At 65.9% G+C, this 11,887-nt stretch carries 12 protein-coding genes; 6 read left to right on the plus strand and 6 right to left on the minus strand.

Annotated elements, in window-relative coordinates:
* The first annotated feature begins 242 nt into the window (after positions 1-242).
* Positions 243-461 carry a GDCCVxC domain-containing (seleno)protein gene (locus tag AC3IS2_RS06015; RefSeq protein ID WP_331032562.1) on the plus strand — a complete coding sequence of 73 codons (219 nt, stop codon included), beginning with the start codon at positions 243-245 and terminating at the stop codon, positions 459-461.
* Between the two features lie 40 nt (positions 462-501).
* On the opposite strand, the gene chrA is transcribed toward AC3IS2_RS06015, so the two are convergent.
* From chrA to AC3IS2_RS06045, 6 genes are all read right to left on the minus strand, one after another.
* Positions 502-1,713 (minus strand): chromate efflux transporter, encoded by a 1,212-nt coding sequence (gene chrA, locus AC3IS2_RS06020; protein ID WP_489199748.1) that lies wholly within the window; start codon positions 1,711-1,713, stop codon positions 502-504.
* A 137-nt stretch (positions 1,714-1,850) separates the two neighbouring features.
* Positions 1,851-2,597 carry an arsenical resistance protein ArsH gene (gene arsH / locus AC3IS2_RS06025; protein WP_331032564.1) on the minus strand — a complete coding sequence of 249 codons (747 nt, stop codon included), beginning with the start codon at positions 2,595-2,597 and terminating at the stop codon, positions 1,851-1,853.
* Positions 2,594-3,034, minus strand: coding sequence for an arsenic resistance N-acetyltransferase ArsN2 (arsN2, locus tag AC3IS2_RS06030; protein WP_489199749.1), 441 nt, complete (start codon positions 3,032-3,034; stop codon positions 2,594-2,596). Before arsN2 ends, arsH begins: the two co-directional genes overlap by 4 nt.
* Positions 3,034-4,116, minus strand: a complete 1,083-nt coding sequence (gene arsB / locus AC3IS2_RS06035; protein ID WP_489199750.1) for an ACR3 family arsenite efflux transporter — start codon at positions 4,114-4,116, stop codon at positions 3,034-3,036. Before arsB ends, arsN2 begins: the two co-directional genes overlap by 1 nt.
* Positions 4,116-4,538, minus strand: a complete 423-nt coding sequence (gene arsC / locus AC3IS2_RS06040) for an arsenate reductase (glutaredoxin) (protein ID WP_489199751.1) — start codon at positions 4,536-4,538, stop codon at positions 4,116-4,118. The genes arsB and arsC overlap by 1 nt, the downstream gene beginning before the upstream one ends.
* Before the next feature lie 6 nt (positions 4,539-4,544).
* A complete protein-coding gene (locus tag AC3IS2_RS06045) occupies positions 4,545-4,880 on the minus strand; it encodes an ArsR/SmtB family transcription factor (protein ID WP_489199752.1) in 336 nt (111 codons plus the stop codon).
* Between the two features lie 527 nt (positions 4,881-5,407).
* Here AC3IS2_RS06045 and AC3IS2_RS06050 point away from each other — a divergent pair.
* From AC3IS2_RS06050 to AC3IS2_RS06070, 5 genes are all read left to right on the plus strand, one after another.
* The gene (locus AC3IS2_RS06050; RefSeq protein WP_489199753.1) at positions 5,408-8,098 is read left to right on the plus strand and encodes a TonB-dependent receptor; all 2,691 of its coding nucleotides are present in this window, start codon (positions 5,408-5,410) and stop codon (positions 8,096-8,098) included.
* Positions 8,099-8,178: 80 nt separating this feature from the next.
* On the plus strand, positions 8,179-8,889 hold the full coding sequence (locus tag AC3IS2_RS06055; protein ID WP_331033302.1) for a hypothetical protein: 711 nt from the start codon (positions 8,179-8,181) through the stop codon (positions 8,887-8,889).
* A 10-nt stretch (positions 8,890-8,899) separates the two neighbouring features.
* Entirely contained in the window at positions 8,900-9,619 is a 720-nt protein-coding gene (locus tag AC3IS2_RS06060) for a PepSY domain-containing protein (RefSeq protein ID WP_331033301.1), read from the plus strand.
* A 92-nt stretch (positions 9,620-9,711) separates the two neighbouring features.
* Complete coding sequence (gene hutC, locus AC3IS2_RS06065; protein ID WP_489199754.1) at positions 9,712-10,488, plus strand: histidine utilization transcriptional repressor HutC; 777 nt, start codon at positions 9,712-9,714, stop codon at positions 10,486-10,488.
* Positions 10,489-10,633: 145 nt separating this feature from the next.
* Positions 10,634-11,845: an NAD(P)/FAD-dependent oxidoreductase gene (locus AC3IS2_RS06070; RefSeq protein ID WP_489199756.1), complete on the plus strand. Its 1,212-nt coding sequence runs from the start codon at positions 10,634-10,636 to the stop codon at positions 11,843-11,845.
* The last annotated feature ends 42 nt before the right edge of the window (positions 11,846-11,887 follow it).

The raw sequence follows: 11,887 nt of genomic DNA on the forward strand, positions 1-11,887 counted from the left end.
GGTCTGGCCGGCGCCTGTGCGGTCTGCTGCGCCGTGCCGGCAGCCGTACTTCTGATCGGCGGAGCGACCCTGGGCGGTCTCGGTCTGGCGCTGGGCAGGAACTGGGACGCCGTCGTCTGCGGGGGACTGGTCGTCATTCTTCTCGGGGCGGCCGTCGCCCTGTACCGCCCCCGTCGGGCCGAGCCCGCATGCCGGATCGACGGCTCTTGCGGTTGTAAAGAAAGCCCTGAGGCGCCCGTCAAATGAGCGCGACCATCCTGCTCCAATCCACGCTGACCTGTCCGCATTGCGGTCATGTCGCGACCGAGACCATGCCCACTGACGCCTGCATCTGGTTCTACGACTGCCTCGGTTGCGGCGAGAAGCTGAAGCCCTTGCCCGGCGACTGCTGCGTCTTCTGTTCCTACGCCGACGTGCCCTGTCCGCCGATCCAGGAGGATGGCAAGGGCTGTTGCGGCTAGGGATCGGTCAGCGACAGGGGCAATCCCACGGCGACCACCCTCAGAAGGCGAGGGCGCCGGCCAGACCGGCCAGGACCAGGGTGACGGGGATCGCCAGCTGCGCCCGCCAGCGGTAGGCGGCGACCAGGGCGGCGCCGAAGATCGCCAGGGCCAGCGGCCAGTAGGGAACCGTGTCGACCAGAGAGGCCCCCAGCTGAAGGACGGTGGCGACGATCAGGCCGACGACGGCGGCGGCGACGCCGTCCAGCAGGGCGTGCAGCGACCTGTTCTCGAGAACCAGTTCGAGGCGATCATAGAAGATGAGAGAAAAGCTGAAGGCTGGAAGGAAGATGCCGGCCGTCAGCGCCAGCGCGCCCGGAAAACCGCCGCCGGCATAGCCGACGAAGGCGCCGAAGATGATGAGGGGCGCCGGGATCACCTGGGCCAGGGCGACGCCGTCGAGGAACTGGCCGTCGCTGATCCAGCCGCCTCTCGCGGCGTCGGCGCGCATGACCGGGATGGCGGTGTAGGCGCCGCCGAAGGTCAGCAGTCCCGCCTTCAGACCTGTGAAGAAAAGGGCGGCGACGGACGCGCTCATCGGCGTGACGCCCGCCGCCGTGACAAGTGGGGCGCTGTGGTCGTTGAGCCAGTAGCGCACCGCCAGCCCGATCGAGAGCGTCAGGATGAAGAGCGCGGCCGCTGCCAGGCGGCGGCCGCTTTGGGCGAGGGCATAGGCCAGGCCCGCCGCCGGCAGGATCAGCCAGAAGCTCACGCCCAGCAGCGAGGCCGCGCAACTGGCGGCGCCGATGAGCCAGAGGCTGCGGTCGGCCATGACGTGCCGGCCGATCCGGTGGGCGGCCCGTACGATCACGGCCAGGACGGCGATCTGGACCCCGATGAAGGCGCTGGTCATCCAGCCCGATTTCACGCCGATCGAGAAATAGAGCCAGGCCAGTCCCAGCATCAGCACCAGACCGGGCAGCATGAAGCCGAGCCCGGCCAGGACGCCGCCGATCCGGCCTCTCGCCCTCATGCCCAGGTGGACGCAGAGCTCGTGGGCCTCGGGGCCAGGCAGGACCTGAAGGACGGCGAGCAGCCGGTTGAAGCGCTCGCTCGACATCCACCGGCCTTCGTCGATCAGCCTGTGCCGGATCATGGCAATCTGGGCGACCGGTCCGCCAAACGCGAGGGCGCCGAAACGCAGGAACTGCAGGAAGAGGGCTGCGTAACTCAGATGCGGAGGGCGAAGCTCGCCAGGGTCGTCGGACGTCATCTGGACACGGCCAATCTCCTGGGCGCCTTCAACCACAGCGGCGGCATTTTGGCTTCTTTCGCAGGGCAGCACCCTTTCACAACTCGTCTCGTCATACCGTTCGACATGCGGATTACACCGAAGGACGGCTCATGGCGCTAAGCCGACCTGATCGCGATGGCGGACAGATCGTTGGCCGCATCGATGGGCGTGCCTGACGCCTTCCGCTCGGAATAGCGGTCCACCAACTGGCCGGCGTGGGCGCGGGTCAGGACGGTGAAGCGCACCAGCTCCTCCATCACGTCGACGATGCGGTCGTAGTAGCTGGACGGCTTCATGCGGCCGTTGTCGTCGAATTCCATGAAGGCCTTGGCCACGCTGGACTGGTTGGGGATGGTGATCATCCGCATCCAGCGGCCCAGCAGGCGCAGGGTGTTGACCGCGTTGAAACTCTGCGAGCCGCCGGAGACCTGCATGACCGCCAGGGTGCGGCCCTGGGTCGGGCGCATGCCGCCCATGTTCAGCGGCAGGTGGTCGATCTGAAGCTTCATGATCCCGGAAATCTGGCCGTGGCGCTCGGGGCTGCTCCAGACCATGCCTTCCGACCACAGGGCGTGTTCGCGCAGTTCGTGGACGGCGGGATGGTCGTCGTAGTCGACCTGATCCGTCAGAGGCAGGTCGGAGGGATCGAAGATGCGCGTCTCACAACCCATGAAGCGCAGAAGGCGCGCGGCTTCCTCGACGCACAGGCGGGAAAAGGACCGATCCCTCAGCGAGCCGTAGAGCAGCAGGATACGCGGCGGATGATCGTTCGGGCCGAGGCCCAGGGCGGGGCGGCTGGACAGGTAGGTAGGGTCCAGCGCGGGCATGTGGTCGGGATCGGGCAGGGCGCGAAGGCGGGTCATTGGGGACGCAACTCCTTGAACATGAAAGCCGCCGAGGCCGGGCACAGGGCGCTGAACTGCCTGGAGGCGGCGATGGCGGTCGGCGCGGCTGATCGAGGCAAGGCGGTGTAGCCGTGCCGCTCGAAGAAGGCGGTCGCCGTGGTCGTGAGCAGGTAGAGGCCGGAGGCTTGCTGTTCTGCCGCCCTGGCTTCCAGCCAGGACAGGATCGTTGAGCCGTGGCCTCCGCCGCGACGGTTGTCGACGACGACCATGGAGCGGATCAGGACGTCGGGGCCGATCTGCTCCAGCCCGCCGTAGCCGATCAGCCCGGCGTCATCCTCGAAGCGGTAGAAGCGTCGACCGGGCTCATGGAGGTCGTCCGTCGGAAGGCCCTCGGCCTCCAGCGCGGCGACCAGGCCGGAGGTGGGTTCGGGCAACGCCACAGCGTGGAAGGCCATCAGCAGGCGTCCTTCTTCGGCGCGGTGGCGGGGAAGTAGCGGCGGCCCAGCCACAGGGCGACCGACACCAGCAGGATCAGCACCGGCACCTCAACCAGAGGGCCGATGGCGGCGGCGAAGGCGACCGGAGAGGCCAGCCCGAAGGCGGCGATGGCGACGGCGATCGCCAGTTCGAAATTATTGGAGGCGGCGGTGAAGGCCAGGGCCGTGGTGCGCGGATAGTCCGCCTCGATCAGGCGTCCCATCAGGAAGCTGACCACAAACATGACGAAGAAGTAGATCGTCAGCGGGACGGCGATGCGCAGGGCGTCCAGCGGCAGGGCGACCACGTCGCCGCCCTTCAGGCTGAACATGGCGACGATGGTGAATAGCAGGGCGATCAGGGTGATCGGCGCGATGCGCGGCAGGAAGCGCGTCTCGTACCAGTCGTTCCCCTTCCTCGCGACCAGCGTCCGCCGGGTCAGGAAGCCGCCGAGGAAGGGCAGGCCCAGATAGACCAGGACGGCGCCGGCGATGGTCCAGACGCTGACGTCGACCACGCTGCTCTCCAGCCCGAACAGGGGCGGCAGCACGGTCAGGAATAGCCAGGCGTAGAGGCTGAAGAAGGCGATCTGGAAGATCGAGTTGAAGGCGACCAGACCCGCCACATACTGGTTGTCGCCCCGCGCCAACTGGTTCCAGACCAGCACCATGGCGATGCAGCGCGCCAGGCCGATCAGGATGACGCCGGTCATGTATTCCGGTTGATCGCGCAGGAAGATGACCGCCAGGGCGAACATCAGCACCGGCCCCAGCACCCAGTTCTGGAACAGGGACAGCAGCAGCACGCGCCGGTCGGCGAAGACGCGCGGCAGTTCCTCGTACTTCACCCGCGCCAGCGGCGGATACATCATCAGGATCAGGCCGATGGCGATGGGGATGTTGGTCGTGCCGACCGACAGGCCGTTGATCCAGGCGGGAAGGCCCGGCACGACTGTCCCCAACAGCACGCCCACGGCCATGGCGGCGAAAATCCAAAGTGTCAGCCAACGGTCGAGGAAGGACAGGCGGCGCGGTTGTTCAGTGATGACGGCGTCGACCATCAGCGGACCCTCCGGCCCTCGGCGTCGATGACGACCTCGCCGTCCTCCTTGGTGAAGGGCTTCAGGCCTTCGGACGGCAAGAGATCGAGAACCGCCTCGGACGGCCGGCACAGTTTCACCCCCAGCGGCGAGACGACGATCGGTCGGTTCAGCAGAACCGGATGGGCTTCGATGGCGTCCAGCAGTTGATCGTCGGTCAGGGCTGGGTCGTCGAGACCCAGTTCGGCGAAGGGCGTGCCCTTCTCGCGCAGCAGGCTACGCAACGGGACGCCCATGCGCTCGACCAGTCCCATGATCATGGCGCGGCTGGGCGGCGTCTTCAGATACTCGACGACGTGGGGTTCGATCCCGACGTGGCGGATCAGGGCCAGGGTGTTGCGCGACGTCCCGCAGGCGGGGTTGTGATAGATGACGACGTCCATGGGGCCTCAGGTGCGGCAGGGGTTGAGTTCGGCCAGCAGCGGCTCGCAAAGTTCGGCGCGGCCCTGGCAGCAGTCCTTCAGCAGGAACAGGACCAGCGCCTGGAGGCGGTCGAGGTTCGCCCGGTAGATGATCGATCGGCTGCGACGCTCCGAACTGATCAGGCCGGCGCGGGACAGAACCCCGAGGTGCGCCGACATGGTGTTGGCCGGCACGGCTAGCGCGTCCGCGATCTCTCCGGAAGGCAAGCCGTCGGGTTCGTGCCGGACCAACAGGCGGAAGGTCTCAAGGCGCGTCGGCTGCGCCAGGGCGGCCAGAGCAAGGATGGCGGATTCTGATTCCATAGTTCCAAGATAATAGAATTATTGATGCGCGCAAGTCGGGCTATGGCCTGCCGATCCAGATAAGACTGCCCGTGATCCGCATGGGATCCGCCGTGGGGAGCGCACTTCACTCCGGGCGTGCGCCGTCTCAGCCTGGTCGGGCTCCGCCGTCCAGGACCGAGTCGCGGGCTTCCGAAAAATATTCTCGCTTCGATCCAATTAGTTCGAGGGGAGGGGGCTCGTGAATGCGTATTGACCAGTACGGGAGCGAGTAAGAAATATTGCATCGCACAATGAGTTTAGCCGTCATCATTTGGTGCGCCGTAAAATAGTTATGTCCAACCCGTGCTAAGGAGCGAGGTGACGAATTTGTGTTTATTTTGTGCAGAATGCATCAGTTATTTGCACAATTCTGGCAAATGCGGGCATGAAGCATGAGGGTTTGGCTGTCTTCATATGTATATACATGAGTTGACTCCCTCAGTACCCGACCGGAACGTGGCGGTGCAGGACCGGTTCGTCTGGGCCGAAACGCGAGGGGAATGACCATGAACCGTACGAAAAAGAGGCTCTTGTTCGCAGGTGCGGTAATCACCGCCGCCATGTGCGGAATGCCCGCATCGGCCCAGGAAGCGGAGACGACCAGTGTCGGCGAAATCGTCGTCACGGGCAGCCGGATCAAGCGCCAGGACATCAGCGGGGTCGGTCCCGCCACGGTCGTCACCGGCGAGGATATCGAGCGCACGGGGATCACGAACGTGGAGGCGCTGCTGCAGCGGCTGCCCTCGTCCGCAGGGGCCGCCGGCAATCAGACGAACTCCTACTGGACCGGCAACGGCTACGGCACGGCGCAGGTCAATCTGCGAGGCCTCGGCATCAACCGGACCCTGACGCTGATCAACGGTCGGCGGATCGTCAACGGCGGCACGGGCGCCAACAGCGCTCCGGATCTGAACATGATCCCGACCGCCATTATCGGCCGAATGGACGTGCTGAAGGACGGCGCATCCGCCATCTACGGCGCCGATGCTGTCGCCGGCGTGGTCAACATCGTCACCATCAACGATTTCGAGGGCCTCAAGCTCTCAAGCAAGTATGGCGTCACGGACGAAGGCGACGGCCAGGACCTCTCCTTCGACCTGTTGTGGGGCATGCGCGGCGACCGCGGCGGGGTCACCGCCGCCCTGACCTATCAGAAGACGGAAGCCGTCAACCTGGCGAGCCGCGCCCCCTGCGGCCTGGGCGAGATCGGCGGAAAGCTGGCCTGCGTCGCGAGCGCCACGACGCTCGGGGGCCGGGCCGTGCTTCCCAACGGCCAGCAGATCAACTTCAACCAGATCCCAGGCGGCGACGGGGACTTCTTCGAGCCCTACAACGCCGCCAAGCATAACTATAACGGCAACCCCTTCCTCAACGCCGTGTCGCCGATCGAGCGTCTCAGCACGGCCATCCTGGCCGACTACCAGCTGACGGACACTGTCAGCCTGTTCGGCGAGGTCTTCTTCACCCACAGGGAAAGCAACCAGCTCGCAGCGCCAGGGGCCTTGCGGAACCTGAAGATCGCGGCGTCCCATCCGACCAACCCGACGGGCGAGGACATCACCCTCATCGCGCGGCGTCTCGCCGAACCGGGACCGCGTCAATTCTTCCAGGAAACCGACACCTACCGGTTCGTCGGCGGCGCCCGGGGCGCCATCGCCGGCGACTGGACCTGGGAAGCCGCCGTCAACTGGGGACGCAACACCGGCGTCGACGGGATGACCAATATCGCCAACCTGCAGCGGGTCGGCGAAACCCTGAACACCGCCGTCTGCAGCAACGCGGCGGGCGCGGCCATCCCCTGTGGCGACTATCTGGGCGCCGGCGATCTCAGCCAGGAGGTCCTGGACTACATCCTCTTCACCTCGCGCGACACCGGCGGCAACGAGCAGCGCAGCTTGACGCTCGATGTCACCGGCACCGTGCTCCAGCTCCCGGCCGGCCCGCTCGCCGCCGCGGCGGGTCTCGTCTACCGCGAGGAAAAGGGCTGGCGCGATCCTGACGCCCTGACCGTTCTGGGCATCGCCAACACCAACCAGCAGGACCCCATTTCCGGCGAGACCAAGGCCAAGGAAGCCTATGTCGAACTGTCGGCGCCGCTCCTGTCCGACCTGCCGTTCATCCAGAGGCTCGAGCTCGACGCGGCCGTCCGCTACTCGGACTATGACCTGTTCGGCGGCAACACCACCTACAAGCTGGGCCTGAACTGGAGCGTCATCGACAGCCTGCGCCTGCGGGCCACCTTCGGCACCGGCTTCCGGATTCCGAGCGTGCCTGAGCTGTTCGGCGGCGTTGCAGAGGGCAATCTGACGACGACTGATCCGTGCAGCCGCTACAGCACCAGCGGAAACGCGACCCTGATCGCCAACTGCCAGGCTTCGGGCGTGCCGGCCAACTATGTGCAGCTCGGCAACACGGTCCTGACCACGGTCGGCGGCAATCAGAAGCTCTCGCCCGAAACGGCCGAGACCCTCACCCTGGGTCTGGTCTGGCAACCTGAGCAGGTCAAAGGCCTGTCCCTGACCGTCGACTATTTCGACATCAAGATCGAGGACGCGATCCGCTCCATCCCCGGGTCCACCAAGCTGGCCATCTGCTACGCCTCGCCGGGCATGAACCACCCCTTCTGCGGCCCGAACAACTTCACCCGCAGTCCCCTGACCGGCGAAGTGAACTTCCTCTCGGCCCAGCCGACCAACGCCGGCCTGGAAACCATGAAGGGCGTCGACATCGGGGCGCGCTACGCCTTTGATCTCGGCGACCGCCGCGCCAGCCTCGACTGGAACACCACCTATCTCGGCGAATATGTCGTGACGCCCTTCCTGGGCGCCGATCCGATCATCTTCGACGGCCATATCGGCGGCGGCAACGGCGGCTATCCCCACTGGCGGTCGAACGTCAGCGCCTCGGTTGTCGACGATCGCTGGACGGCGACCTATTCGGTGCAGCTGATCGGCAAGGCCACGGACTTCAACGCCGCGCCGGGCGACATCGGCTATGAGACGCCGAACCTCTTTTACCACAACGCCCAGTTCGCCTATCGCCTGGGCGAGAAGGCCGACATCGCCTTCGGCATCGACAACCTCTTCGACAAGAAGGCGCCCTTCATCCAGAGCTGGACCGACGGCAATACCGACACCATGACCTACGACCTGCTCGGCCGTCGCGGTTACGTCCGCCTGACCTATCAGTTCAACTAACCTGCCGCCTCGAGAAACACCGGGCGGCCCCCCATGGCTCCCGCCTGGTGTTTCAACGTCCCCCAAACAGTGAGTATCAAATGGTGCGCTGGCCTTCCGTAGCGCGAAAAGCCCACAAGTGGCTTGCGCTCATCATCGGCGTTCAGGCCCTTTTCTGGGTCGTGAGCGGCCTCTACATGACCGCCGTCCATATCGACATCATCCATGGCGATCATCTCGTGCGGACACCCGTCGCCGAACCGATTTCCATGGGCGGCCTGGTCGATCCTGCGGTCATTCTCAAGAATGCCGGCGGCGCTCAAAGCCTGCGTCTCGACCAGCAGCTGGGACAGCCGGTCTATATCGTCAGCCAGACGAGCGGCCGCTCCCTGTTCGACGCCCGGTCCGGTGAGAAGCTGCCCCTGGTCGACGAAGCCGGCGCACGGCAGCGCGCCGAACAGATCTACGCCGGCGACGGCGGGGTCCGCGAAATGGAGCTGCTGTACGAAATCCCCGGCGAGATCAGGGGGCGTCCGGCGCCGATCTGGCGGGTGCAGTTCGAAGGCCTGTGGCGGCCCACCCTCTATATCTCGCCCCAGACCGGTGAACTCGTGGCCAAGCGCCATGACCTGTGGCGCACGTTCGACTTTGTCTGGATGTTCCACATCATGGACTATGAGACCCGCGACAACGTCAACAACATCCTGCTCAAGGTCGCGACCTGGATGATGGTGGTGACGTCCCTCACCGGGGCCTGGCTCCTGCTCTACAGCTTCCGCCGCAAGCGCCGCGTGCGCAAAGCCGCAGCGTGAGGATCATCAGATGTTTCTAATCCGCAGACTGCACAAATGGTTCGGCCTGGTCCTGGGTCTTCAATTCCTGCTCTGGGCCATCAGCGGCGCCGCCATGGCGCTGATCGATCACCGCAAGGTGGCCGGTGATGAGTCCATCGTCCATGCGCCGCCTTCCCCCACGCCCGACGGCTTGCTGCCGTTGGCTCAAATCGCCCAGTCGGTGGGTCAGCCGATCTCCAGGATCGAGCTGCGTCCTCTTCATGACGCCTGGGTCTACGCCGCCACGACGCCGGCCGGCGTCCAGCTGATCGACCCTGTGAACGGTCGCCGCATCCTCATCGATGACGCCCGCGCCAAGGATCTGGCTGTGGCGTCCTTCAACGGCTCTGCGCCTGTGACCTCCGTGTCTCTGGTCGAAAAGCCCACGCTTGAGACGCGCGACTTTGCGCTTCCGGCCTGGCGGGTCGAGTTCGCGGACAAGGAGAAGACGACCCTGATCCTCAACGCCGTCACCGGCGAGGTCGCCGGCGCCAAGACCAACACCTGGCGGCTCTGGGACTTCTTCTGGATGATCCACATCATGGACTACACGGATCGCCAGAGCTTCAACCATCCGCTGATCATCATCATCGCCACCGGCTGTCTGTGGTTGGCCCTGAGCGGCTTCATCATGTTGTTCACGGCCTTCCGACGCCAGGATTTCGCCTATATCCATGATGGCGTCGAATGGCTGCAGCGCCGCCGTTGAGACTGCGCCGGGGCGTTCTGCGCCCCGGCGCTTCCCGGTTGGATTGAAGCGCGAAACGCGCCCAGGCTGAGAGCGCTATTCGCCCATCGGACATGAAGCGGAGGACCGACACCATGGATCTCACACTCCACCGACGCATCCGCTCCGACATCGCCGACCGCATCCTGTCGGGCGAATGGTCGCCGGGGTTCCGCATCCCCTTCGAGCATGAACTGATGCTGGAGTACGGTTGTTCGCGCATGACCGTGAACAAGGCCCTCGCGCCTCTGGCGGAGCGGGGCATGATCATACGACGTCGACGGTTCGGCTCCTTTGTGGCCCGGCCGCGGATTCACTCCGTCGTGCTGGATATTCCCGACATCCAGGCTGAAATCCTCAATCGCGGCGAACCTTATGACTTCGAGCTCCTGTCCCGAAAGGTTCGGGCGGCGCACAAGCGCGATGCGGAGGAGCTCGCCCTTGCCGCGTCCGGAGAGGTCATAGAACTGCGCTGCCTCCACCGCAGCAGCGGTCGGCCCTTCGCGCTGGAGGAGCGGTTGATCAGTCTCGCCTCCGTGCCCCAGGCCCGGGACGCCGATTTCACCGAGGTTCCGCCCGGCACCTGGCTGCTGGAGCGGGTTCCATGGACGGAAGCCGAGCACAGGATCCGGGCCGTGAACCTATCTCGTGCAACCGCTCTGATCCTGGGCGTGGACCCTGCAGCGGCCTGCCTGTCCCTTGAGCGCCGGACCTGGCGGCGCGCTGAACGCATCACCTTCGTCCGCATGACCTTCCCGGGAGAGGCCTATGACCTGGGCGCCCGGTTCGCGCAGTCTGATCCGGCAGAGGCTTCAGACCCTGGCGTTGAGCCCGCGGCGCCGGATCGCTGACATGGACTTGATGGCGAGGGGGCAGGGCTATCGATTTTTGCGCGACGGAGACCTCGTCGCGTACGTGCAACAGGCGTTCTGAGCGACGCCGTATTTTTGAACAAGGATGGGAAATGTCGGTACGGGCGTTTCAGTTTCAGCCGTCATGACCAAGGTTCTGATTATCGGCGCGGGACACGCGGGGGGCTCGGCGGCGGCGCTGCTGAGGCAGTATGGCTTTGAGGGCGAGATCGTCCTGGCGGGCGAGGAGAAGGCGGCGCCCTATCAGCGGCCGCCCCTGTCCAAGGCCTGGCTGAAGGGGGAGGCGGGTCTGGAGGACCTGCTGCTGCGCCCCGAGAGCTTCTACGTCGAGCAGAAGATCGACCTGCGCACCGGCGTCACGGCGACGGAGATCGACGCTGCGGGCAAGACCGTGAGCTTCGCCGACGGGACGGTGGAACCCTACGACGTGTTGATCCTGGCCACGGGATCAATGGCGCGCAAGCTGGGTATTCCGGGCGCGGACCGGCCCGACCTGATGGAATTGCGCACCCTGGAAGACGCCGAACGGCTGAAAGGCGCGCTGGCCCCCGGCAAGCGTCTGGCCGTGGTCGGCGGCGGCTATGTCGGGCTGGAGGCGGCGGCTTCGGCCCGCGCTCTGGGCGCGGAAGCCGTGGTGATCGAGCGCATGGACCGCGTGCTGGCCCGCGTGGCGTCGGAGACCCTGTCGACCTTCTTCACCGACCTGCATCGCCGCCACGGCGTCGAGATCCTGACCGGAGCCGAAGTCTCGGGATTCGAGGACGGCGGCGTCCGGCTTTCCGACGGATCGCTGATCACGGCGGACGCTATCCTTGTCGGCGTCGGCGCCCTGGCGTGCGAAGCCCTGGCGCGGACGGCGGGTCTGGCCTGCGAGAACGGCGTGGTCGTCGATGAGGCGGCCCGCACCAGCGACCCCGCCATCTACGCCATCGGCGACGTGAGCCACCGCCCCATCCCGGTCCACGGCGGGCGGATGCACCGCCTGGAAAGCGTGCCCAACGCCCTGGAGCAGGCCAGGCAGGCCGCCGCCGCCATCGTCGGCCGCGCGGCCCCGGCGGCCGAAGTCCCCTGGTTCTGGTCGGACCAGTATGATGTGAAACTTCAGATCGCCGGCCTGCCGTTCGACGCCGACCGTCAGGTGGTGCGCGGTGATCCGGCGTCGGGCGGCTTCGCCGTCTTCCACCTGCAGGGCGACCGGGTCGTCTGCGTCGAATCCGTCAACGCTCCGGCTGACTTTATGGGCGGGCGCCTGCTGATCGGCAAGGCGACGCCGGTAGACGCGACCCTGCTCGCCGATTCCGCCGTGTCGATGAAGGGTGTGGCCCTGGCGGCGTGAGGGGAGCGGGAACCTCGGTTCCCGGCGCGCGTCTTGTTTCAT

The organism is Brevundimonas sp. KH_025 (genome assembly GCF_057839885.1).

What these genes read in the sequence shown, in the direction of transcription:
- AC3IS2_RS06015 (WP_331032562.1), top strand. Translation starts at nt 243, where the DNA reads ATGAGCGCGACCATCCTGCTCCAATCCACGCTGACCTGTCCGCATTGC.
- chrA (WP_489199748.1), bottom strand. Translation starts at nt 1,713, where the DNA reads ATGACGTCCGACGACCCTGGCGAGCTTCGCCCTCCGCATCTGAGTTAC.
- arsH (WP_331032564.1), bottom strand. Translation starts at nt 2,597, where the DNA reads ATGACCCGCCTTCGCGCCCTGCCCGATCCCGACCACATGCCCGCGCTG.
- arsN2 (WP_489199749.1), bottom strand. Translation starts at nt 3,034, where the DNA reads ATGGCCTTCCACGCTGTGGCGTTGCCCGAACCCACCTCCGGCCTGGTC.
- arsB (WP_489199750.1), bottom strand. Translation starts at nt 4,116, where the DNA reads ATGGTCGACGCCGTCATCACTGAACAACCGCGCCGCCTGTCCTTCCTC.
- arsC (WP_489199751.1), bottom strand. Translation starts at nt 4,538, where the DNA reads ATGGACGTCGTCATCTATCACAACCCCGCCTGCGGGACGTCGCGCAAC.
- AC3IS2_RS06045 (WP_489199752.1), bottom strand. Translation starts at nt 4,880, where the DNA reads ATGGAATCAGAATCCGCCATCCTTGCTCTGGCCGCCCTGGCGCAGCCG.
- AC3IS2_RS06050 (WP_489199753.1), top strand. Translation starts at nt 5,408, where the DNA reads ATGAACCGTACGAAAAAGAGGCTCTTGTTCGCAGGTGCGGTAATCACC.
- AC3IS2_RS06055 (WP_331033302.1), top strand. Translation starts at nt 8,179, where the DNA reads ATGGTGCGCTGGCCTTCCGTAGCGCGAAAAGCCCACAAGTGGCTTGCG.
- AC3IS2_RS06060 (WP_331033301.1), top strand. Translation starts at nt 8,900, where the DNA reads ATGTTTCTAATCCGCAGACTGCACAAATGGTTCGGCCTGGTCCTGGGT.
- hutC (WP_489199754.1), top strand. Translation starts at nt 9,712, where the DNA reads ATGAAGCGGAGGACCGACACCATGGATCTCACACTCCACCGACGCATC.
- AC3IS2_RS06070 (WP_489199756.1), top strand. Translation starts at nt 10,634, where the DNA reads ATGACCAAGGTTCTGATTATCGGCGCGGGACACGCGGGGGGCTCGGCG.